Raw genomic sequence first — 22,682 nt, 5'->3', positions numbered from 1 at the left:
TTGTACCAGGTTTTATTTTAATGATTCAATAGCAAAAACATAAACAAGTAGAGCCAAAGTCCTCCCAAGAAGTGCCAGTAAGTTGTGGCCATTTCCATGGTGTTCATGGATTGGGAATGGACCTTAAGTCTGAAGCTCGAAATTAGCACAATAATCAGAAATATTAAACCACTGATTAAGTGTAATGCGTGCATTCCTGTAATGACATAGAGGAAAGATCCGGCAGGATTACCTACAAAGAAGACTTCTCTGTCCACTAAAGCTACCCAACTATACCACTGCCCTACTAAGAAAACTGCTCCAAGGATTACGGTAATTACCATCCCGATTCTCACATTGGTCATGTTATCTTTCTTTGCTGAGTAATAAGCCCATTGCAAAAAAGCAGAACTTAAAACCACCACTCCAGAAGTAAACCAGAATATTTCAGGAAGATCATATTCCAGCCAATTTCCTTCAGCTTGACGAACTATATAAGCACTGGTCCAGGCAGCAAAAAGCATTACCACAGTGACCATAAACAGCCACAATGCAAACTTCTTAGGATGCATGCTGATCGGCTGCTCGACTATATCGATATACTTTAATTCTCTTTCCATTTCTTAAGGCATTTTATCCAGTAAATAGGCAATCTGCACTATCGGTAGATAGAGAAAAGAACCAAACATGATTTTCAAAGCTGATTTTCTTGAACAATCTCTCATCAAGGAGAATGTTTGAGCCAAAAACAAAACCCCGCAAATCGTGGCAACAATACCAGAATTAAGGCCAGTCAATCCAAAATAAGTAGGCAATAGACCGAGAGGAAGTAGGAACAGCGTGTAAATCATGATTTGAATAGCAGTATTCAAATCCTGACCGCCACCACTTGGCAAAAGCTTAAATCCAGCTCTTTTATAATCTTCATCGCTCACCCAAGCTATGGCCCAGAAATGAGGGAATTGCCAAATAAACTGAATTCCAAAGATGATTAAGGCTTCATGGGAAATTGCACCTGTAGCAGCCGTCCAACCTAATAATGGAGGCATTGCTCCAGGAATAGCTCCAACGAATACTGCGATTGGTCCAACTCTCTTTAACGGGGTGTAAGCAAATACGTAAAGTACCATGCTCAATACTCCAAGCCAGGTAGTCAAAGGATTAGTGAATACCCAAAGCAGAGTGATTCCAAGCAAAGCTACCAGCGATGTGAACCAATAGGCTTCCTGAAGGGAAATAATCTGAAGCGGAAGTGGTCTGTTCTGGGTACGCTTCATTAGCTTATCCAAGTCTCTTTCCATGATTTCATTTGCAGCGCCAGAAGCACCCGAAATCAGGAATCCACCCAAGGCTAATCCTAAGAATCCAGACCAGCCAAAACTTACTCCCCGATCACCTAAAATAAAGCCGAAAACGGCTGAGAAGGTAACCAAAGCAGAAAGCCTAACCTTAATCAGGTCAGAATATGCCTTTACTCTTGATAGAATAAAGGTTGAAAGTGAATGGTCAGTTACATTAACTGTCCTCATTTTATTTTCTAATTAATCTTAAACTGAATGTGATCTTTAAGCTGGAGAATCAAAACGAATTCAACTCCCAAAATCAAGGACCCCAACAAAAGATGAACAGGTTGAAGGAAGGCTGGAATACCGAAGTAAGCCATCGACATACCTGTCGCTATTTCAAGGATGATAAGTCCTATTAATACTTGACTCCACAGATTAACTTTTGTCTTTCTAACCGTGAATTTGAAAGCCCAAAAGAAGTACAATCCGTGAATAGATAGAAGAAGAAGAGAAAAGGATCTGTGAATAAGAAAATTCACCCCTACTCTTTCTACCCATTCTTCTCGAAGCAATCCTCCTAATGAAAAGGAAATTCGATCAATTTGCTCCCGGACTTGAGTTCCCAAAACCACCTGAATCAACATTAGGATCGTACCCAATATCAAAATGGTCTGAACTTTCCTTGGCACTTCCATTTTCACCCCATGTTGACGATCCAAACGCTCAGACCGATGGTTGGCTAGCAATAGAAATGCAACTACTCCCAATGCCAACAGCATATGGAAAGTAATCATCCAGGCTAGAAGGTTAGTCGAAACTACAATTGACCCTATCCAAGCTGTGAAAACAACAAGAATCAAGGCGATGATAGAGTAGATGAAAATCCAAGGATCAACATTTCGTAGTTTCAAGGATTTCCAGACTGTTTGAACTATCAACAATCCAATTACAACTCCAACAAGGCGATTCAGATATTCAATCCAGGTTTTCACTGCATTAAACTCCTCCTCTACCAAAATGGACTTGTCATTGGCTATTGCTTCTGCAGTCTCTGTGAAGCCCAACTTTTCAAGTAATGCTACAAACCTTTCGTTTTTAGCCAGGCGGATTGCCAGATATTTCTCCTGATAGTCTAATGGGAGCTGATTCACACTAGTAGGTGGGATCACACTCCCAAAGCATTTCGGCCAATCGGGACATCCCATACCGGAACCGGTACTTCGGACAATCCCTCCGACCAATATCAGGAAATAAACAGCTACCACCGTAACAAAGGAAGTTCGGCGGAAGCTGTTTAAAGATTTATCAATGTTTGGATTCATTAGCTACCAAAACCTGCTCCTCATCTTTCATGATTTCCAATTCCATCTTCACCAATTCTTGCTCATGAGGAAGATTGGATTCAGGGGTTTGAGAAAGAGGAACAGTCTGAGGAATGAAGTCCTCAGCAGCACCTGGCTTAGAGTAGTCATAAGGCCATCTGTACACGGTAGGTATTTCTCCTGGCCAGTTTCCATGACCTGGGTGCAAAGGCGTAGTCCACTCCAAAGTATTTGATCTCCATGGATTCAATGTTGCTTTTCTTCCTCTGTACATGCTGTAGAAGAAGTTGAAAAGGAAGATGAACTGAGCTGCGAAAGTGATGATCGCTGCCACAGAAACAAACATGTTCAAGTCAGTGTACATGTTGGAGAACTCAAAGTTCGTCCAGGAATAATATCTTCTTGGGAAACCTGCAATACCGATGTAGTGCATTGGGAAGAACACCAAGTATACACCAGTAAAGGTTAACCAGAAGTGGACATAACCCAATCTAGCATCCATCATTCTACCAAACATCTTAGGGAACCAATGGTAAACACCTGCCATCAAACCGAAGAAAGAAGCAGAGCCCATTACCAAGTGGAAGTGAGCCACTACGAAGTAAGTATCATGAAGTTGGATATCAATTGCGGAATTTCCGAGGAAAATACCTGTCAAACCTCCAGAGATAAAGAAGGAAACTAGACCAATAGAGAACAACATACCAGGCGTAAACACCAAGTTACCTCTCCAAAGTGTAGTCAAGTAGTTAAATACTTTTACAGCAGATGGTACCGCAATGATCAAGGTCAAGAACATGAAGATTGAACCTAAGAATGGGTTCATTCCTGATACGAACATGTGGTGAGCCCATACAATGAACGAAAGGATGGTAATTCCCAACATGGAAATGATCATTGCCTTATATCCAAAGATTGGCTTTCTAGAGTTGGTAGCGATTACTTCAGAAGTGATACCCAATGCTGGAAGCAATACGATATATACTTCAGGGTGTCCTAAGAACCAGAACAAGTGCTGATACAAAACTGCGCTACCACCCGTATTTGGCAGAGCCTCACCTGCTACATAGATATCAGATAGATAGAAAGAAGTTCCAAAGCTTCTATCGAATACTAGCAACAAAGCTGCTGCAAACAATACTGGGAATGATAATAGACCGATAACAGCAGTCAAGAAAAACGCCCAGATCGTCAATGGAAGTCTTGAGAAAGACATACCCTTTGTTCTCAAGTTGATCACTGTGGTGATGTAGTTAATACCTCCAAGCAAGGACGATGCGATGAAGAAGGTCATTGCTACTAACCACAAGGTCATACCTAAACCTGAACCAGGAATAGCTTGCTCCAATGCAGACAAAGGAGGATATACAACCCATCCACCACCTGCAGGACCTGTTTTAATGAAAAGAGAGATAAACATGATCACACTGGACAAGAAAAAGAACCAGTAAGAAAGCATGTTCATAAATCCGGAAGCCATATCTCTTGCTCCAATCTGAAGAGGAATCAAGAAATTGGAGAAGGTACCACTCAAACCAGCTGTCAATACAAAGAATACCATGATGGTACCGTGCATTGTTACCAAAGCTAGATAGAAAGTAGGATCTAATTTTCCAGACTCATCAATCCAACCTCCCAAAAGAGGACGAAGGAATTCCAAATTCATATCAGGAAAACCTAATTGAAGTCGGAAAAGGATGGAAAGAAAACCACCGATGATAGCCCAGAAAATACCAGTAACAAGGAATTGCTTACCGATCATTTTATGATCCTGGGTAAAGATATATTTCGTTATAAAATTATCATGATGCTCATGATCGTGATGATCGTGAGAAGCTGCTTCATGATGTGCGACAGTTGCTGTAGCCATATCCTATAATTTATTTTTTACTTTCGCTCAATTGAATTTCTGCCAATTCTTTCGTTTCAGCTGGCAAATTTTCCGCTAGGGAAGGATTCTGCTGAATGAAAGATTTCTGCTCTGCCAACCACTTTTGATAAGCTTCTGGCTCTACTACCTCTATCACCTTCTTCATTGAGAAGTGCCCACGCCCACAGATTTCTGTACAAGCGATTTCATATTCAAATTCTGGATCATTCAGTTCAGCTCTCATTTCTTCGGTTGTTTTGGTAGGAACAAACCAGAAACGAGTTGGCATACCAGGGACGGCATCCATTTTTAATCTCATGTGAGGTGCAAAAACAGAGTGCAACACGTCACGAGCTCTGATTTTGAACAAAACAGGTTCACCTTTTGGAATAACTACTTTTGGAGAAGGGAAGTCATCCAAAGAGTTTTTATCAGTAAAATCAATACCATGAGAATTGGAAGCAGTGATCAATCTATAATCATAATCTCCCAATACATTGTCTTTCCCAGGATATCTTACTTCCCATGCAAACTGATAACCCATAATTTCAACCACATGGGCTTTTTCAGGTGCAGGGGCAGTGATATCAGACCAAGCCATCCAGCCAGTAAGAACCAATACCGCCAAAACAACACCAGGAACTGCTGTCCAAATAACTTCAAGCTTGTTGTTGTCAGGATAGAAGCTTGCCTTTCTATCCTCTCTATACTGATACTTGTAAGGGAAAATGAATAGCAAAATGTGAGTAATCAAGAAAACAATACCTGTTACTGCCATAGTAACCCAGAAAAGATTGTCAGTCACCACTCCGTGCTCAGAAGCAACCGGAAGCTGGTAATTGTCAAATTCTTTGATAGAATACCAGAACATCAGGAATCCAGTACCCAATAGGAAAATAACGAATAAAATCGCATTTACCTTGTTACTGCCTGTTGCAATTTTTTTGTCTGAGCCTTTGACTACAGACACCAAGGTCTGAATTCTGTAAACCATCCAAATAATGGATAGTAACAGTAAAACCCCAACTCCAATCAGAAATCCGTACATATCTTATTTTTTTCGGATAATTAATTAAATGTGATGATGATAGCTTTCTTCAAGCATTGGATGATTTTTCGCTATCAGGTTTTTCTTAGCCAACCCTCCTAACACAACCAACGCCACCGCGGACCCATAAACCAAGAACATACCTACTTCCATGAAACCAATACCCCCATTGTGACCCAAAGTACCTGGCTGAATCATCAAGAAGAAATCTACCCAGTGACCAACCAACAAGATTGTACAAACTAACTTTAGGAAAACTCCATGTCTCTTAGAATCTCTTGTCATTAAAACTAAGAAAGGAAGGAAAAAGTTAAGACCAAGGTTAACAAAAATAAATCCTCCATAAACATCGCTGGATAATCTTTCGATGAAATACACAGATTCCTCAGGAATGTTTGCATAGTAAATCAAAAGAAACTGAGAGAACCACAAGTAAGTCCAGAAGATAGAAAATCCGAAAACGAACTTACCTAAGTCATGCACATGGTTTTCGTTAACCATTTCCAAATATCCTCTTCCCTTAAGGAAAATTGTTAGAAGCGTAATTGCTGAAAGACCGGATACAAACCAGGAAGCAAATACATACCAACCGAATAGTGTAGAGAACCAGTGTGTGTCAATAGACATCACCCAGTCCCAGGCAGAAATAGAAGAAGAAACTGCAAAGAATACCAAGAAGTAAGCTGACCAGCTTCTCATTTTGAACCAATGGGAAGTACCACCTAATTGATCTTCCTGATCTGAGATTTTCTTGAATTTATTGAAGAATAGAACCCAGAATCCAAAGAAAAGAACCATTCTGGCGATATAGAATACTGGGAAAGTCCCCTTTTCCATTGGCCAATAGAAGAACGCTCCTTTTCCATCGATGATTTTGTCATACTGAGGATCATTCTGATCAAAAAGATAAGCGTGAGTCCAGTGGAACAAATCATGATTTGCAAGGAAGAAAGTAGCAATCATCAGCAAACCAGCAATTGGAAGCCAGTTACCAAATGAAAGCATAACTCTTAAAAGCGGAGTAGACCAACCTGCCTGCGCTGCAAACTGAATTGCAAAGAAGAAAACGCCTACAATTGCGATACCGGTAAAGAAGACGTTGTTGATCCAAAGGTTTGCATAAAGTCGCTCGTACCAGTGGAATGCGTGTCCACCAGCTTCTCCAGCTTCTTCATGATGTCCACCAGTCATGGCTAGGACAATACCAATACCCAAAAGAATCGCACCGATTACCAAAACAGTCATGATCGACTTTTTGGTAGCAGCTGTAAAGTCAAATCGCTGCTCTAGATTATAATGATGTTCGCCGTGATGAGCCATGATTAATTAGCTGGGGTTTCAGTTGATTCCGCAGTAGCTTCAGCAGCAGGTGCAGGAGCAGCCGCAGCAGTTTGACCTTGGATTACTTGCTTGACATAATGAACGATTTTCCATCTGCTTTCCTCAGGGATTTGAGAACCATGAGCTCCCATTCTACCCTTTCCTTTCGTGATAACATGGAAAATATGACCTTCTGGAAGATTGATGTAAGCTCCACCGGTAAGGTTGGCCACACCACCTACAACTTCACCTGCTTTACCATCACCCATTCCTTTGGTTCCGTGGCAGGCATTGCAATATTGAAGATAAAGACGCTCTCCATCAGCCAAAACTTGATCAGATGAAGGAACAGGATTTTTAGTCAATGCCGCTTGCTCCAGTTCAAATGCTTTTAATCTATAAGGAAGGTATCCGTTTTTATTTCTAGGAACAGTATTTTCTACCGGTTCTCTCATGTTCATTCCATGAGGATTGTAAACGTTGGAATTGAAAAATTCTCCTTTTCCATCCTCTCTGGTAGAAAGCCAAGATCCTTGAGATTCGTCTTTAATTTGAGTCAAAGGCTCATAAGCAACCGAATGATACATCTGGGGGGAATATTCCAGCCCCGGATTATCACCACCTGCTTTACATCCAGCCAAAAGAGAAATGGCTAATGTAGAACCTGCGAATACTAATGCGTTAGCAATTTTCATATATCCGGTATTTCTATTCAAAACTTTTCTTATTCACTTCTGTGGCACCTGAGGAAGCAAGGATTTCCTTGATTTTCTCAACATCCATCGCACTGTTATTAGCAATGTCAATTGCCATGATGTGCTTGTCATCTGTGCTTCTCAAGTCGAAGATTCTAGGCTGAGCCCAAGGCTTAAGATTTGAGCTCACCATAAAAACTCCAACCATTCCAAATGCAGCAAGAAGAACGGTCATCTCAAAGGAAACCGGAATAAAGTCCGGGAATGCAGCGTAGTCTTTACCACCGATAATCATCGGCCAGTCAAAGCGCATCATGTAAAACTGCATGGTCAAAGCCAAACTTGTTCCCAACAATCCGAAAAGGAATGCCGCAATAGGAAGCCTGGATCTTTTATATCCCAAAACATGCTCTAATCCATGAACTGGATACGGAGAATATACTTCGTGAATTTTTACTCCACTACCTCTTACTTTCTCCACTGCATGGAGCAATACGTCCTCATCGTCGTAAACTCCAAGAATAAAATGAGTGTCTTTTTCCATGATTATTTTACCACTTTTTCAGATGAAGACTTCAATACAGATTTTACTTCAGCCATGTTGATCACCGGGAAGAACTTCGCAAAAAGGAAGAACAAGGAAAAGAACAAGCCGAAAGTGAACAAGTAAACTCCTACATCAGCCCAAGTTGGGTAGAACATTGCCCAAGAAGAAGGCAAGTAATCTCTGTGAAGAGAGGTTACAATAATTACAAATCTTTCAAACCACATTCCGATGTTTACTACTAATGAAAGTAAGAAGGTAGCAACAATAGAAGTTCTAATTTTCTTGAACCAGAATAGCTGAGGAGAAATTACGTTACAAGTCATCATTGACCAGTAAGCCCACCAGTAAGGTCCAGTAGCACGGTTGATAAAGGCATATTGCTCAGCTTCGACACCAGAATACCATGCGATGAAGAATTCTGTGATATATGCGATACCTACGATAGAACCGGTAATGATGATTACAATGTTCATCAATTCAATGTGTCCTATGGTAATGTAATCTTCCAACTTGAACACTTTTCTGGTGATGATCATCAAGGTCAATACCATCGCAAATCCGGAGAAAATCGCACCTGCAACGAAGTATGGAGGGAAGATAGTAGTGTGCCATCCTGGGATTACAGAAGTAGCAAAGTCAAAGGATACGATCGTGTGAACTGAAAGTACCAATGGTGTTGCTAAACCTGCAAGAATCAAGGAAACTGACTCATATCTCATCCAAGTTTTAGCTGCTCCATCCCATCCAAAAGAAAGAGCTCCGTAAATGGTTTTTCTCAAACCTGTTGCTCTATCTCGGATAGTAGCAAAATCAGGAATCAAACCAATGTACCAGAAAACCAAGGATACTGAGAAATAAGTCGAGATCGCAAATACGTCCCACAAAAGCGGGGAGTTGAAGTTAACCCAAAGAGAACCGAAAGTATTTGGTAATGGAAGCGCCCAATAAGCACCCAACCATGGACGACCCATGTGGATGATTGGAAACTGAGCGGCACAAATTACGGCAAAGATGGTCATCGCCTCGGCAGCTCTGTTAATGGATGTTCTCCACTTTTGTCTGAACAACAACAATACCGCGGAAATAAGCGTACCAGCGTGACCGATACCAACCCACCACACGAAGTTGGTGATATCCCAAGCCCAACCTACTGTTTTGTTTAGACCCCACATACCGATCCCTTCCCAGAGGGTAGCTACCAGAGCAATTGCTCCCAGTGCCAAAACTCCAGCTGCTGTTAAAAAAGCCAGGAACCAAAGCAAGGAAGGCTTTCCTTCTACCTGACGTGAAATGTCATGTGTCACGTCATGGTAGGTTTTACCTCCAGTAACTAACGGTTGGCGTACGGATGAAGTAACCTGCATAGTTTAATTAAATTATGATTACGCTTCGTTTTTCTCTTTATTTCTGATTTTGGTAAAGTACCAAACGTTAGGGCTAACGTTGATCTCTTCCAATACATGGTAAGCTCTTTCCTCGGCTACCTCTTTCAAAGCTGAAGTAGAATTCTCTTCAATTTTGAGCAACTGAGAAACTTTGCTGTTTGGATCATTCATATCTCCGAATACCAAAGCATCAGTAGGACAAGCCACGGCACAAGCCACATTGATTTCTCCATCCTGAACCTTTCTCTTTTCACGCTTAGCGGTAAGCTTACCAGCCTGAATTCGCTGCACGCACATGGAGCATTTTTCCATTACCCCTCTTACTCGGACAGTCACATCAGGATTCAATACCATCTTACCCAAATCATCGTTCTGAGCAATGTTAACTCCTGCGAAGTCCTTGTTGTCATGGTACTTAAACCAGTTGAATCGACGTACTTTATATGGACAGTTGTTGGCACAATATCTAGTACCGATACATCTGTTGTAAGTCATTTGGTTAAGACCTTCAGAAGAGTGAGTAGTAGCAGCTACTGGACACACCGTTTCGCAAGGTGCATTGTTACACTGCTGACACATCATCGGCTGGAAGGTAACTTCAGGATTTTCAGAAGCCATTTCCAAACCTGTCAAATCATCAGCTGCAGCATCAGAAGAATAGTAACGGTCAATTCGGATCCAAGCCATTTCTCTTCTATTGAGAACTTCTTGCTTACCTACTACGGCTACGTTATTTTCAACTTGACAAGCTACCGTACAAGCTCCGCAACCAATACATGAGTTCATGTCGATTGCTAGACCCCAGTGGTGCTGGCTATATTGATGACCTTTCCAAAGTGAAATTTTAGAAGGCTTTACAAACTCACCGTCCTTGTAGATTTCAGGCTTGTATCTTCCAGCAGAAGCATCTTGCTTATAATCTGCTAAAGTCGCTTCCTGGATTACGTTTTCACGTCCCATGAAAGTCTGGTGAGTCTGAGTACGAGCGATTTTATAAGTATCCGCAGTTACTGCGATCTCTACACCGGAAGTAATATCAAAATTGACAAAGCCTTTAGAAGCTTCAAGGAGATCATAAGCATTAACCCCTACTCCATCTGCAACTCTACCTGCTTTGGTTCTACCATATCCAAGTGCAAGACCAAAGGTTCCTTTTGCCTGTCCTGGTTGAACAAGAATAGGAACGATCAAAGACTTGCCATTTACAGTAATTTGAGCCTTTCTGGTATTTTCTTCTACCATAGTAACTCCATTCTCAACTGCCCAGCTTTGGGAAACAGTCAAATAGTTATCCCAAGTCGCTTTGGTGATTGGATCTGGCATTTCCTGAAGCCAAGGGTTGTTGGCAAAAGTACCATTACCGATTCCGACTTTAGTATAGATAACCAATTCTGCACCGGCATTGTCAGCTTTGTAAGCCTTTGCAACTTCAGAAGCTGCAGCTGAAACATCTCCAACCGGAGCTAAAGCAGCAGTGATTTTATTGGCAGAAATTACACCATTATAAAGAGCCTTGTCCCAGAACTCCTGGAATTCACCACCAGTTTCAACCTGAGTGAATACAGAAGATTCCCAGTTCATTCTCAAGAAATCATAATAGTTTGAAGAAGAACCTCCCCAAGTCAAGAATGAATCCTGAGCCTGACGGGTGTCAAACAATGGAGAAATGGTAGGCTGGGAAAGCGAATAATGACCGAACTTAGGTTCGAAGTCATTCCAAGATTCCAAGAAATGATGATCTGGAGCTACAATTTGAACCAAGGAAGAAGTCTCATCCATAGTTCCGTTTGTAGCAACACTTACTTTAGCTTTTGCAATTCCTTCAGCAACTTCAGCTCCTCTTGGGTGATCGTAAACTGGATTACAGTTATAGAAAATAACTGCTCCAACTTGTCCACCTTTAAGTTCTCCGATGAATTGATTCATTCTCGCGTCATTTCCTTTTCTGAAATGAACAGGAGTAGTGAAATCGATGGTAGAACCATTGTTACCTAGAAGTTCATTGATTGCATTGATTACAACCTGAACATTAGGATCATTAGAGCCAGAAACTACTAGAGATGCACCTTTAGCTGCCCAAAGATCATTAGCAGCCTTATCGATATTAGCGATTTCTACTTTTGGAGCAGAAACTGTAGCAGCACCTGCCTTGGATGCAATTGCATTATACAAAGCAAGAACAGCCAAACCGCTTTGAGAAGCTTTGATTGGAGTTCTGTAGTCTGCATTGGCACCAGTCATGGACATATTTGACTCAAACTGGTAATGACGAGACATCTCAGGCTTCTCCTTGGAGATTTTTCTGGTCTTAGCGTAAGCACCAGCAAATTCAATTGGAGAAATCCATGTTCCCAAAAAGTCTGCACCAAATGAAACGATGGTCTTAGCCTTATCGAAATGATAAGAAGGAATTACCCCTTGACCATAATAGGTTTCATTAGCCTTTACAATTCCATAATTTGAAATTGGATCGTAAGTAATTACCTCTACACCACCGAAGGCAGCTCCCATTTCCTGGATAGCCTTTTCTGTAGATGGAGAAAGGATAGTATTAGTGACCACCTTTACAGTACCAGCAGAAGCTAATTTAGATTTAACCTGCTCGTCTACTGTTTTCCAGTCAGATTTTTCGCCAGCAATCATAGGACCAGCCAATCTCTGCTTATCGTACAGAGAAAGAACCGATGCCTCCACGATGGCATTTACTTTACCTTTATTAATAGGAGAAAGCTCGTTACCATCAATTTTGATTGGACGACCTTCTCTAGTTTTTACCACAACAGCAGCATAATCACCACCTGAGGCAAAAGTTGAAGCGTAATAATTTGGAATAGAAGGGTTGATATCAACCGGCTTGTTCACATAAGGAATAGCCTTTCTCACAGGAGTCTCACAAGCAGCCAAAGAAGCTGCTGCTAAGCTGAAACCCATCAGTTTGAGAAAATCTCTTCTTGAAGCATTGCCTTCTTCTGAAAGATTGCTAGGAAGTTCAGGAAACTCCCTGTCGGCATGCTTTACAAACTCCGGATCGTTGCTGAGTTGCTCGAGCCCTTTCCAGTAGGTTTTTTTATTTTCCTTCATTTTTATTTCTAGGAATGAATTAGCAAAAAGGATAAGGAATTAATAATGACACTTGGCACACTCTAGACCACCGATGTCTTTTACTTTAAGCGCATCTTTGGAATCAGAGTGCAATTGCACCAACTTATCATAATAGGCATTGCCTTCTGCAGCAATTTCAGTCTGTCTGTGGCAATCAATACACCAACCCATGGTTAATGAGCTGTGCTGAGCTACCACTTCCATTTCTTGAATTGGACCGTGACAAGTCTGACATTCAATACCACCAACAGCTACGTGCTGAGAGTGATTGAAATAAGCCAAATCTGGAAGGTTATGAACTCTCACCCATTCAATAGGCTGATTATTATCTACTGCATCGTAAATCTTTTGGATTTCTGGAGAGATTCCTTCTTTACCACCCACATTTTGAATGTGCATGTGGCAGTTCATACAAATATTTGGTGAAGGAATATTGGCAGACTTACCAATTTCTACTCCTGTATGACAATACTGACAAGCAATTTCATACTGTCCAGCGTGCAAAGCATGTGAAAAGGCAATTGGCTGAGCAGGAGCATAACCTTGCTGCACACCAACTGAATATAGTCCGTCAAGAGCTGTCTTAGCAACTAACGCTACAACAAGAGCAGTAACTACTATAATAAAAGCGTCGGACTTGAAGATTTTACCGATATCTGTCTTCTGACTGATAAATTCTTGGTCATCTTCAGCAAGCGGCTGCTTATTGAGGTACTTGGTCAAAACTGAGATAATCAATCCCAAAACCACCAAAATCAACAATAAAACCAATACCAATACGCCAAGAATTACAGTCAGGTACTCAGTAGGAATTCCACCTCCAGCACCTGTACCAGTGGCAGCGCCTTCAGCACCTGCTACGGCAGCATTCGGATCCACTTTGTCTCCATACTCGATGTAGGCTAACAAATTACCAAGATCATCATCGGTCAAAAACTCATGGGATGGCATGACGGTGTTGTTGTACTCTTTGTAAAGAGCAGTAGCATACGCATCTCCAGAGGCAATTACTGCCTGGGAGTTTTTGATAAAGCTTTTTGCCCACTCAATTGGTCTGCGGTCTGAGATGCCTCTAAGAGCCGGTCCCACACTTTTTTGATCCAACTTATGGCACTGCTTACAGTTCGCGTTGAAGACGGTCTTACCTGCTGAGATAGCCTCATCACTGTTTGCCACAGCCGGATCCACAGCGTAAGCCGAAACTCCAATCAGCATGAAAAACAGCACTGCCAGTGTCTGGAAATTCAATCGAATCCCTACTAACGAGCGTTTGGATAACATATTATAGCTAATTAAATAGTTTTAAAGGTTCTCTTTTAACCCCTGCAAAGGTACTATCCGAACCCAATTTTTCAAATATGCGTATACGACACCAAAATATTCCTAATAGTCAATATTTGAGCTAATATTTCATTGATTTTCAGTTGATTATAAATATAATTTTGAGTGAAAATTAATTTAGAACCATTATAAATAATGTATTTTTTGCGTCATTTTCGTACAGGCCTGATAATCAGTATTTCAAAAGACAAATAGTTTAAAAATTAGGGTTTGCCTCTAAAAAATGTCCAAGACCTGATTTATTTTTCCAGAGTGCCTATTTGGAGTCGCAAAGAATAATCCTAGATTTGCATTCCGAAAATCATGGTCGCGTGGCCGAGTGGCTAGGCAGAGGTCTGCAAAACCTTGTACAGCGGTTCGAATCCGCTCGCGACCTCCAGTGAAAAGCATCCTAAAAATGGGTGCTTTTTCTATTTAACTCCTTTCCAAAATCAAAACCTTGTACAGCAGTTAGAACCTGTCTGACGACAGGCAGGTCCGCTCGCGACCTCCAGTGAAAAGCATCCTAAAACGGGGTGCTTTTTTCATAATAATCCCTTTCAAATGCAAATCCAACTGTAATACTCCTTCCTTCCCCTAAATAAAGCATAAAAAAAAACGCCGACTTTTCAGCCGGCGTTTCTTAGTATTAGGTCTTAAGTCTAATGTCTCAAGACTTATTTTTTGCCTTCCATCTTCTCTTTCAATTCAGCAAGTGCATCGATATCGCCAAGGGTAGACTTTTCAGCTTGAGCAGGCATTTCTACCGCTTCATCGCTTTTCTTCTTACCAGTGGCAGCTTTCTTAGCAGCTTTTGCTTCTTCTTTGAAAGTAGCAGTATGAGAAAGTACAATTCTCTTATCATCCTTGGAGAATTCAGTCACTTTGAAATCCAAAGCTTCACCAACTTCAACCTGAGAACCGTCTTCTTTTTCAAGGTTCTTCACAGTAGCGAATCCTTCCAATCCGTAAGGAAGCTCAAGAACAGCTCCTTTGTCGTTTTTGGAAACTACAGTACACTTATGTACAGATCCCGCAGGGAATACAGTTTCGAAAGTATCCCAAGGATTCTCTTCCAACTGCTTATGACCAAGAGCAAGTCTTCTGTTTTCAACGTCAAGTTCCAAAACAGCTACTTCTAGCTCGTCTCCAACTTTTACGAATTCAGATGGATGCTTGATTTTCTTAGTCCAAGAAAGGTCAGATACGTGAACCAAACCGTCGATACCCTCTTCCAATTCAAGGAAAAGACCGAAGTTGGTCAAGTTTCTTACTACTCCTTTGTGCTTAGTGCCTACAGCATATTTGGTAGCCATATCATCCTTAGTCCAAGGATCTTCAGTCAGTTGCTTGATGCCCAAAGACATTTTTCTCTCGTCCTTGTCCAAAGTCAACACTACTGCTTCGATTTCGTCACCTACTTTAACGAAGTCAGCAGGGTTTCTCAAATGCTGAGACCAGCTCATTTCAGATACGTGGATCAAACCTTCTACACCTGGAGCCAATTCTAAGAATGCACCGTAGTCAGCTACGTTTACAATCTTACCCTGTACTCTAGATCCTACTTCTAGGCTTGCAGCCAAAGAATCCCAAGGATGAGAAGTCAACTGCTTCATACCTAAAGAAATTCTCTTCTTGTCATCATCGAAATCAAGGACAACAATCTGAACTTTCTGATCAAGCTGCAATACTTCTTCCGGATGATTGATTCTGCCCCAAGAAATATCGGTAATGTGAAGTAGACCATCTACACCACCCAAGTCGATGAATACACCGAAGTTGGTCATGTTCTTGATCACACCTTCCAAAACCTGACCTTTTTCTAGGTTGTTTAGGATTTCTGCTTTTTGCTTTTCGAGATCTTTCTCGATCAACACTTTGTGAGAAACGACTACGTTATCGTTAGCGTGGTTGATTTTCACCACTTTCACTTCCATCTTCTTACCTACATAGATATCGAAATCTCTGATAGGCTTCACGTCGATTTGAGAACCTGGCAAGAAGGCTTCTACACCGTAGATATCTACGATCAAACCACCTTTGGTTCTTCTCTTTACTAGACCTTCGATTACGCTGTCGTTTTCCAAAGCGCTCTCGATGTCTTGCCAAGCTCTTACGATTTTGGCTTTCTTACGGGAAAGGATCAACTGACCCAAAGCATTTTCCTGCTCCTCGATGAATACTTCCACCTCGTCGCCCGGCTTTACGCTGGCAAGGTCACGGAATTCGGAAACTGGCACCAAGCCATCAGATTTGAATCCGATGTTGATGATCACATCCTTATCGTTGACACCTACTACCACTCCTTTGATCACTTCTTTCTCAGTGATTTCATTCAAAGTGCCAGCATACATGGCTTCCATTTGAGCTCTTTGCTCTTTGGAATAGCCTTCTCCAAAGCCTTTCACTTCGAAGTTTTCCCAGTTAAATTCTTTTGAACTAGACATAAATAAATAATGACTCTGATAAGCCAGCAGATCCTAGAGTCATGAGATCAGAGGTTTTAGGTTAGTAATCAATGTTTTGGACTTCCAAAACACCCCGCTCACCCGAACGGACTGCAAAGGTATTGATTTTCTTCTATTTCTGGAAAATAGCCTAGAAAATTCCTGATCGAAGAAACTTGGGAAATGGTTGCCAAATTGGAAATATGTGGGTTTCCATTTAAAATTGACTTGCCAAACAAAAAAAGTCCCGCAAAAGCGGGACCTGCAAGCAAAGAGTTAAAGGTTAATTACGAACCCAAATATAGCTAAATCTCCTTATGATCAAGTTCTTTCAATGGATTTACACCATTTATTCAGGGCTCCTATTTATCCTATTGATGCTGATTTTTGGATTACTCATAGTCATCCCGATTTTAATCAGCGAAAAGGCCGACAAAATCTCTTTCTTTTTTATCCGAGCTTGGGCTGGAATTTGGTCTTTTCTCTCTGGGATTCGCTACGAAATTCACGGTTTGGAGCATTTAGATCGCAGCAAAACCTACATCTATATTTTCAACCACCGCTCTTTTATTGACGCTCCCCTGATCCCAATAGCAATTCCCCAGGAGCTTCGGGCCTTGGGGAAAAAAGAACTTTCCAGAATCCCCTTCTTTGGCTGGGTAGTCGGGAAATTCGCTATTTGGGTAGACCGATCCTCAGTAGAATCAAGAAGAGCAAGCGTTGGTAAACTGATCAGTATTCTTTCCAGAGGGAAATCTGTAGTAGTCGCTCCCGAGGGGACAAGAAATGATACTTCTGCAGTTTTGTTACCTTTCCAGAAAGGGGCTTTTCGTCTAGCTGTGGAAACCGAAATTCCCATTCTTCCGATTGCTGTAATCGGTGCTGACCGAATTATGAAAAGAGGATCAATTCTTCTTTCCCCAGGAAAAATCAGAATTTATTTCTCTGAACCTTTAAATCCACCGACCCAGTCAGAAACTGCAATAAATGATTTTGCTGAAAAATGCAGAAATCGCCTAGAGGCTATGATTCTGACTCATGAGTAGGCTCTGGCTCTGCTAAAGCCTCACTCGTCAACTCCTCAAAAACCGAATAAATGGCGAAATAACTAACCGGAATAGTCACCACAATTCCTATCAAAAAAAAGAGCAAACCTAAAATATTGAATAGCAGAAGTACGATAAAAAAGCCAAAAAACTTCCACCAGTTTCGGGTGATAAGTCTTCTGCTGAGCTCAAGGGAATTCCAAAAATCCATTCCAGAAAACAAGACGAATGGAATTCCAAAAGCAAAAGCTACTGCCAAATAAATCCCGGGAATAATCAAGGCCAAAATCCCGAAGAAAGTCAAAATTCCAGAAACCAGCGAAGTCACAATCACCACTCCCCAGTAGGAAAATCCTTCGAAATAATCCGAGAACTCCACTGAAACTCCCCTACTGATTCGGTTGGCAATGAGAAACAATCCGCTGGTCAATGGTGGGGAAATCAAAATACTGATCAGCAAACTGAAATCTTCCAAATAAAAGGTGGACAAGCCTTGCAAACTCAAAATCAGTAAAGAAAAAATAGAGGTATTAAGAGGCTGGGCTTTGAACAATTCCCAGCCATTCTTTAAGGCCTCTTGAATACTGAATTCAGGAAAATAACGGAAGAGTTTTTGAATCTGCTCTTGAGTCATTTGCATTTAGTTTGTAAATGCCTCCAAGATATCATGCTTAGTGATTATGTGAATATTATCCAAAGTATCTCTTACCAAAACTGCCTTTTCCTTTTCTACCATTGAAGAAAGTACATCCAAAGTGGAATCCAAAGCCACAAACTTCATGGATCCTTCCATCACTTCAGCTACTGATGCATCCTTAAGCTGAGGGTTTTCGATGATTTTAGATAAAAGCTTATTATCAGTCAAGCTTCCTACTACTTCCTCACCATCCAAAACCGGAATTTGGGAAATGCTTCTACCATTCATTAAAGCAATTGCCTCCTTAACTGAATCAGACTTTTTCACCGAAAGCAAGTGATAATTTCCATTTCGCTGAGAGATAATATCCCTTGCAGTGGAGTATGTTTTGTCTTCAAGGAATCCGTGGTTTCTCATCCACTCATCGTTGTAGACTTTGCCTAAATAACGGGTGCCGTGGTCAGGAAGAATGATCACCATCACATCCCCTTCTTTGAGGTTCTCTTTTGCATATTCCAAAGCACCATGGACGGCAGATCCACAAGACCATCCCACAAACAAGCCCTCTTCTCTAGCCAACCTTCTGGTCATTACTGCAGCATCTTTATCGGTTACTTTGATGAAGTGGTCAATCAAGCTGAAATCGACATTTTTAGGCAAAATATCCTCTCCAATCCCTTCGGTTAGATAAGGGTAAATTTCTTTTTCGTCAAAAATCCCAGTCTCTTTGTATTTTTTGAAAACAGAACCATAGGTATCAATCCCAACAGTTACCACATCTGGATTTTGCTCTTTAAGGTATTTAGCAGTCCCACACATGGAACCACCTGTACCTACTCCAGCCGCATAGTGGGTGATTTTTCCTTCGGTATCCTTCCAAATTTCCGGCCCAGTAGTCTCATAATGAGCCAAGGCATTGGAAAGGTTATCGTATTGGTTAGGGTAAAAAGAGTTTGGAATATCTGCATTCAGCTTTCTTGCCACTGAATAATAAGATCTGGGATCATCCGGGGTCACATTGGTTGGACAAACCACCACTTCCGCTCCCACGGCTTTCAAAATATCAATCTTCTCTTTAGACTGCTTGTCCGCCATAGTAAAAATACACTTGTAGCCTTTAGCAACTGCTGCCAAAGCCAAGCCCATCCCGGTGTTTCCAGAAGTCCCTTCAATGATAGTTCCCCCTGGCTTCAATATCCCGGCTTTTTCTGCATCCTCCACCATCTTGATTGCCATTCGATCTTTCATGGAGTTACCCGGATTGAAGTATTCTACCTTTACTAAAACCTCTCCTTTGATTCCTTTAGCCAATTTATTCAGCCGGATCATTGGGGTGTTTCCGATAGTTTCGATGATGGAGTTGTAAATCATGATGCGTTATATTTGGATAAGGCAAAATTAGAGGAATTTTCTAGGACAGCAGATATTCCCGGAAAGATTACCAAATATTATTTTGTGAAACTTTTTGAATCGGAAGGAAGAAGATCCTTTCTCAACCCCGAATTATACTTCTTTAAATTCTAGACGCTTCAGCACGTCCAAAGTAACATGCATTAAAATTGCCGCAATAAAAGCCGAGCCCAAAACAAAGGTAAACAAGGTCCAAACAAACTGCTTGGTCAGGGCAAAAACCAGAATACTGCTAATCACAGCAGGAATAATCCCGAAAAGAAAAATCCCTCCTATCATCACCGGCTTGATCAGAAATCTATCCCAGCTTTCTTCAAGGGCTATTTGAGGAATCAGGTTGATGGCAAAACCGATCAGGTAAATAAATATCATTCCTAGAATAAATAGAGGGATCAATCCCAAACTGATATGGGCAAGGAAAACTGAAGGAATGATAAGAATAGAAGTGAAAATCAGTATTTGGAGCAAATCCAATTTGATCGTGTTCCAGAATTTAGCTGACCAAGAGGCCGGAACCAAGATAAACCAAGGCTTTTTCAAATCTCCCAAATTGGCCCGACCAATTCCCGCCATGAAATAAAAAGAAAGAAGGATCAAGAGATATCCATAAAATACTTTGTGAGAAAACCAGTCAAAATTGGATAAGCCTGCGAATACAATTCCTACCAATGCCATCCCCAAAGAATAAACCCCGAACAAAGGGTGAAGATCAAGCCTGCTGCTATTCACATAATTTCTCCAGTAAAAAGCTTTCGCTCCTACCCCAAAATCCGGCAAAGCGAGCTGTTTTTTGGTATTGATGCTGTAATTATCCTCTCCGATTTCCTTTTTCCCTCGGGCTTTTTCCAGCTTTTCCTCATTGGACTTGGTCACTTCCAAGACATCTTCATAGTAATACCCGGAATATTGAATTACCAATTTGATTACTGTGAAAATCGTTAAGCCATACAAACCAATAAACCCAAGAGAAATTACCCAGTTTTGGTGAACTGCAAAGGACATGATTCCCCTACTCCATCCCACCAAAGGAAAAAGATCAAACCAAGGTGAGGCTATCCAAGAAAACATCCCCTGCCAGAACTTTTCAGCTCCTAATCCTGGAATGAGAATCATCAAACCCAGAATCAAACCCAAACCAATAATTCCTCCACGGATGTATTCCATGATCCCGAATTTGGTGTGAAGAGTATAAATCAAAAATCGAATGGGGAACACGAGGAAAAAGAACAAAGCAAACCCAAACATCATAAAAATGGTATTTACAGGGGTCAATTCAAGTACATCTGCCATTTGACTCCCTCCATAAACTATGAAAAGCAAGGAACCACCCAAGGAGGGGATAAAAGACCTCACCATATAATAAAGGAGTAGATTCTCAGGCTTTACCGGAGCTGTAAATAGCAAATTGACGTCTGCCATTTTGAAAAAAGAGACATTTTTCTTGGTTGCCCGATAGAGCTGAAAAACCAAAAAAGCCAAAGCCAAAATCGTAATTCCCCCAACCAAATTCTGAACTCCAAAATCAACTTCAGGAACAGCATCCAGATTTACATCAGAAAGTGATTCGGCTGATCTTTTCTTCATTCTTTGGGAATAGACAAAGAAAAAATAGGCCGCCAATATCCCATAAGGCAAAAGGCGAAGAGGATTCTTTAGGATTAGTAAGAGGTTATTCTTTAAAATCCAAAGATCCTTTTTTAACAAAAGCTTGATCTCATTCATCTTTTGTCAACTCTAAGAATAAGTCTTCTAAGCTTAAGCCCTCTCCTCCAGCAGCTGCTTGTTGCTTCAAGTTTTCAATGCTATCGTTACCAATGATCTGCCCATCTTTCATGATCATGATTCGATCGGCTATTGACTCTACACTATCAATCAAATGGGTGGAAACGAGGATTGTCTTCCCGGCTTCTTTCAGATTTTTAAAAACTTGTTTAGTGTTTTTGATGGCTTTTGGATCCAAACCAATCATAGGTTCATCAAAAAATAAAAGCTGAGGATCAGGCAAAAGCGCACAGCAGATGGAAACCTTTTGTCTCATTCCTTTGGAAAGATCTCTTCCCAGCTTGGATTTTTTATCTTCCAATTCATAGAGTTCAATCAATTGGCTTGCCTTTTCTTTCCAATCTTTAACTCCATAAGCTTGAGCCACAAACTGCATATGCTCCCAAACAGTCAACAAATCATAAACATAGGGAGTCTCTGGAATGTAGCTAAAAAATCGCTTTGCCTCCACGCTCAAATGGTCAAATCCCCCAATCGTGATTTCACCGGTAGTCTTCCGGAGTAAGCCCACAATACATTTCATAGTGGTGCTTTTTCCGGCACCATTAGGGCCCAAAAGTCCTACAACTTCTCCACCATCGAGGTGAAAACTAATATCGTCAACGGCATTTTGCTTGCCGTATTTCTTGGTCAGATTGGTAACAGTGAGCATGAAAAATATTTTTCAGAAAATTCAATGAATAAACTTGGTCTTCCTAGTCAAATCGAGTCCAAAGCTAAATTCTAATGACAAATGAGGAATAAAGTTTTCTAGTAAACTCCTCCAGAAAGTCAAAGTTCATTCAACTTGGAATCTTTTTTGTATAATTCCAGTGATAAATAATAACAAAACCTATGAAAAGAATTTTCGGAGTACTGTTTGCCTTGCTTTTAATTCAAGGTGCTTATGCCCAAAGGGCAGGAGCTTTTCGATTTGGTGTAGACCTGGGAGCTGCAATTCCTAAAAATGGAGGAGCAGGATTTCTTTTTAATCTTGAGCCGCAAATTTTGGTGAAAGACAACCTAGCAGTCGGCCTTCGTCTTGGGGTAGCTGCTTTAGCAAAAGATGTTACCTACTACAGCTCAATTGACGAATTTGATGGAGAAGTCTCTGCCAACACCTCCATTGTGGCTACTGCTAATTATTATTTCAATAATGGAAATAGCAGAGTGGCCCCTTACATCGGAGCTGGATTTGGGTATTATGGATTAGCAAATATTGATTTTGAAACCTTTGATCCTGATCAGCCAGTTGGGGAATTAGCAGCCAATTACGTTTGGTCACCTATGATTAGGGCAGGGATTGAATTGGCAAAATTCAGACTTGGGGCTGAATACAATTTCTTACCTACTAGCGATTTACAGGATACTAATGGAAATGTGGTTGGAGAGGCTATCAACCAGTATTTTGGATTTACTCTAGGCTTCACCATTGGTGGTGGAAAATGGGGGAAATAAAATCTCGGATTTAGAAATAAAAAATGGCGGCAGAAATTCATCTACCGCC

The 22,682-nt window shown here is 41.0% G+C and carries 18 protein-coding genes and 1 tRNA gene; 3 read left to right on the top strand and 16 right to left on the bottom strand.

Going from position 1 to position 22,682, the window contains the following annotated elements; all coding sequences use genetic code 11:
- Positions 1-17 precede the first annotated feature (17 nt).
- The 11 genes from DFQ04_RS13450 to DFQ04_RS13400 are packed head-to-tail and all read right to left on the bottom strand — an operon-like array spanning position 18 to position 13,835.
- Positions 18-599, bottom strand: a complete 582-nt coding sequence (locus DFQ04_RS13450) for a cytochrome c oxidase subunit 3 (protein WP_133556679.1) — start codon at positions 597-599, stop codon at positions 18-20.
- Positions 600-602: 3 nt separating this feature from the next.
- Positions 603-1,508 (bottom strand): heme o synthase, encoded by a 906-nt coding sequence (cyoE, locus tag DFQ04_RS13445; protein ID WP_133556678.1) that lies wholly within the window; start codon positions 1,506-1,508, stop codon positions 603-605.
- Between the two features lie 8 nt (positions 1,509-1,516).
- A complete protein-coding gene (locus DFQ04_RS13440) occupies positions 1,517-2,587 on the bottom strand; it encodes a COX15/CtaA family protein (protein WP_133556676.1) in 1,071 nt (356 codons plus the stop codon).
- Positions 2,571-4,457 carry a cytochrome c oxidase subunit I gene (locus tag DFQ04_RS13435; protein ID WP_133556674.1) on the bottom strand — a complete coding sequence of 629 codons (1,887 nt, stop codon included), beginning with the start codon at positions 4,455-4,457 and terminating at the stop codon, positions 2,571-2,573. Before DFQ04_RS13435 ends, DFQ04_RS13440 begins: the two co-directional genes overlap by 17 nt.
- Positions 4,458-4,467: 10 nt before the next feature.
- On the bottom strand, positions 4,468-5,505 hold the full coding sequence (locus tag DFQ04_RS13430; RefSeq protein WP_133556673.1) for a cytochrome c oxidase subunit II: 1,038 nt from the start codon (positions 5,503-5,505) through the stop codon (positions 4,468-4,470).
- A 24-nt stretch (positions 5,506-5,529) separates the two neighbouring features.
- Positions 5,530-6,825, bottom strand: a complete 1,296-nt coding sequence (locus DFQ04_RS13425) for a quinol:cytochrome C oxidoreductase (protein WP_133556671.1) — start codon at positions 6,823-6,825, stop codon at positions 5,530-5,532.
- A 2-nt stretch (positions 6,826-6,827) separates the two neighbouring features.
- Positions 6,828-7,520 carry a c-type cytochrome gene (locus DFQ04_RS13420; RefSeq protein ID WP_133556670.1) on the bottom strand — a complete coding sequence of 231 codons (693 nt, stop codon included), beginning with the start codon at positions 7,518-7,520 and terminating at the stop codon, positions 6,828-6,830.
- 13 nt (positions 7,521-7,533) lie between these two features.
- Positions 7,534-8,064, bottom strand: coding sequence for a DUF3341 domain-containing protein (locus tag DFQ04_RS13415; RefSeq protein WP_133556668.1), 531 nt, complete (start codon positions 8,062-8,064; stop codon positions 7,534-7,536).
- A 2-nt stretch (positions 8,065-8,066) separates the two neighbouring features.
- Positions 8,067-9,431: an NrfD/PsrC family molybdoenzyme membrane anchor subunit gene (gene nrfD / locus DFQ04_RS13410; protein WP_133556666.1), complete on the bottom strand. Its 1,365-nt coding sequence runs from the start codon at positions 9,429-9,431 to the stop codon at positions 8,067-8,069.
- Positions 9,432-9,449: 18 nt separating this feature from the next.
- Complete coding sequence (locus DFQ04_RS13405) at positions 9,450-12,533, bottom strand: TAT-variant-translocated molybdopterin oxidoreductase (RefSeq protein WP_133556664.1); 3,084 nt, start codon at positions 12,531-12,533, stop codon at positions 9,450-9,452.
- Between the two features lie 39 nt (positions 12,534-12,572).
- A complete protein-coding gene (locus DFQ04_RS13400) occupies positions 12,573-13,835 on the bottom strand; it encodes a c-type cytochrome (RefSeq protein WP_133556662.1) in 1,263 nt (420 codons plus the stop codon).
- Positions 13,836-14,200: 365 nt separating this feature from the next.
- Here DFQ04_RS13400 and DFQ04_RS13395 point away from each other — a divergent pair.
- A tRNA-Cys gene (locus DFQ04_RS13395) sits at positions 14,201-14,274 on the top strand.
- 277 nt (positions 14,275-14,551) lie between these two features.
- Here DFQ04_RS13395 and rpsA read toward each other — a convergent pair.
- Complete coding sequence (rpsA, locus tag DFQ04_RS13390) at positions 14,552-16,321, bottom strand: 30S ribosomal protein S1 (RefSeq protein WP_133556660.1); 1,770 nt, start codon at positions 16,319-16,321, stop codon at positions 14,552-14,554.
- A gap of 317 nt (positions 16,322-16,638) precedes the next feature.
- On the opposite strand from rpsA, the gene DFQ04_RS13385 reads away from it, so the two are divergent.
- A complete protein-coding gene (locus tag DFQ04_RS13385) occupies positions 16,639-17,367 on the top strand; it encodes a lysophospholipid acyltransferase family protein (RefSeq protein WP_317129603.1) in 729 nt (242 codons plus the stop codon).
- Here the strand turns inward: DFQ04_RS13385 and DFQ04_RS13380 are convergent.
- The 4 genes from DFQ04_RS13380 to DFQ04_RS13365 form a co-directional block, all read right to left on the bottom strand.
- Positions 17,345-18,001 (bottom strand): hypothetical protein, encoded by a 657-nt coding sequence (locus DFQ04_RS13380; RefSeq protein WP_133556658.1) that lies wholly within the window; start codon positions 17,999-18,001, stop codon positions 17,345-17,347. The genes DFQ04_RS13385 and DFQ04_RS13380 overlap by 23 nt on opposite strands.
- Positions 18,002-18,007: 6 nt before the next feature.
- Complete coding sequence (locus tag DFQ04_RS13375; protein ID WP_133556656.1) at positions 18,008-19,375, bottom strand: cystathionine beta-synthase; 1,368 nt, start codon at positions 19,373-19,375, stop codon at positions 18,008-18,010.
- Positions 19,376-19,507: 132 nt separating this feature from the next.
- Positions 19,508-21,136: a putative ABC exporter domain-containing protein gene (locus DFQ04_RS13370; protein ID WP_133556654.1), complete on the bottom strand. Its 1,629-nt coding sequence runs from the start codon at positions 21,134-21,136 to the stop codon at positions 19,508-19,510.
- Complete coding sequence (locus DFQ04_RS13365; RefSeq protein ID WP_133556652.1) at positions 21,129-21,848, bottom strand: ABC transporter ATP-binding protein; 720 nt, start codon at positions 21,846-21,848, stop codon at positions 21,129-21,131. Before DFQ04_RS13365 ends, DFQ04_RS13370 begins: the two co-directional genes overlap by 8 nt.
- Positions 21,849-22,030: 182 nt before the next feature.
- Between DFQ04_RS13365 and DFQ04_RS13360 the strand changes: the two genes are divergently transcribed.
- Positions 22,031-22,633 (top strand): outer membrane beta-barrel protein, encoded by a 603-nt coding sequence (locus DFQ04_RS13360; protein WP_133556650.1) that lies wholly within the window; start codon positions 22,031-22,033, stop codon positions 22,631-22,633.
- The last annotated feature ends 49 nt before the right edge of the window (positions 22,634-22,682 follow it).

Origin of the sequence: Algoriphagus boseongensis, from assembly GCF_004362805.1 — a bacterium.
In the GTDB taxonomy this organism is placed as follows: Bacteria; Bacteroidota; Bacteroidia; order Cytophagales; family Cyclobacteriaceae; genus Algoriphagus; species Algoriphagus boseongensis.
This window is presented reverse-complemented; position numbering and strand designations above follow the sequence as displayed.

What these genes read in the sequence shown, in the direction of transcription:
- DFQ04_RS13450 (WP_133556679.1), bottom strand. Translation starts at nt 599, where the DNA reads ATGGAAAGAGAATTAAAGTATATCGATATAGTCGAGCAGCCGATCAGC.
- cyoE (WP_133556678.1), bottom strand. Translation starts at nt 1,508, where the DNA reads ATGAGGACAGTTAATGTAACTGACCATTCACTTTCAACCTTTATTCTA.
- DFQ04_RS13440 (WP_133556676.1), bottom strand. Translation starts at nt 2,587, where the DNA reads ATGAATCCAAACATTGATAAATCTTTAAACAGCTTCCGCCGAACTTCC.
- DFQ04_RS13435 (WP_133556674.1), bottom strand. Translation starts at nt 4,457, where the DNA reads ATGGCTACAGCAACTGTCGCACATCATGAAGCAGCTTCTCACGATCAT.
- DFQ04_RS13430 (WP_133556673.1), bottom strand. Translation starts at nt 5,505, where the DNA reads ATGTACGGATTTCTGATTGGAGTTGGGGTTTTACTGTTACTATCCATT.
- DFQ04_RS13425 (WP_133556671.1), bottom strand. Translation starts at nt 6,825, where the DNA reads ATGGCTCATCACGGCGAACATCATTATAATCTAGAGCAGCGATTTGAC.
- DFQ04_RS13420 (WP_133556670.1), bottom strand. Translation starts at nt 7,520, where the DNA reads ATGAAAATTGCTAACGCATTAGTATTCGCAGGTTCTACATTAGCCATT.
- DFQ04_RS13415 (WP_133556668.1), bottom strand. Translation starts at nt 8,064, where the DNA reads ATGGAAAAAGACACTCATTTTATTCTTGGAGTTTACGACGATGAGGAC.
- nrfD (WP_133556666.1), bottom strand. Translation starts at nt 9,431, where the DNA reads ATGCAGGTTACTTCATCCGTACGCCAACCGTTAGTTACTGGAGGTAAA.
- DFQ04_RS13405 (WP_133556664.1), bottom strand. Translation starts at nt 12,533, where the DNA reads ATGAAGGAAAATAAAAAAACCTACTGGAAAGGGCTCGAGCAACTCAGC.
- DFQ04_RS13400 (WP_133556662.1), bottom strand. Translation starts at nt 13,835, where the DNA reads ATGTTATCCAAACGCTCGTTAGTAGGGATTCGATTGAATTTCCAGACA.
- rpsA (WP_133556660.1), bottom strand. Translation starts at nt 16,321, where the DNA reads ATGTCTAGTTCAAAAGAATTTAACTGGGAAAACTTCGAAGTGAAAGGC.
- DFQ04_RS13385 (WP_317129603.1), top strand. Translation starts at nt 16,639, where the DNA reads ATGATCAAGTTCTTTCAATGGATTTACACCATTTATTCAGGGCTCCTA.
- DFQ04_RS13380 (WP_133556658.1), bottom strand. Translation starts at nt 18,001, where the DNA reads ATGACTCAAGAGCAGATTCAAAAACTCTTCCGTTATTTTCCTGAATTC.
- DFQ04_RS13375 (WP_133556656.1), bottom strand. Translation starts at nt 19,375, where the DNA reads ATGATTTACAACTCCATCATCGAAACTATCGGAAACACCCCAATGATC.
- DFQ04_RS13370 (WP_133556654.1), bottom strand. Translation starts at nt 21,136, where the DNA reads ATGAATGAGATCAAGCTTTTGTTAAAAAAGGATCTTTGGATTTTAAAG.
- DFQ04_RS13365 (WP_133556652.1), bottom strand. Translation starts at nt 21,848, where the DNA reads ATGCTCACTGTTACCAATCTGACCAAGAAATACGGCAAGCAAAATGCC.
- DFQ04_RS13360 (WP_133556650.1), top strand. Translation starts at nt 22,031, where the DNA reads ATGAAAAGAATTTTCGGAGTACTGTTTGCCTTGCTTTTAATTCAAGGT.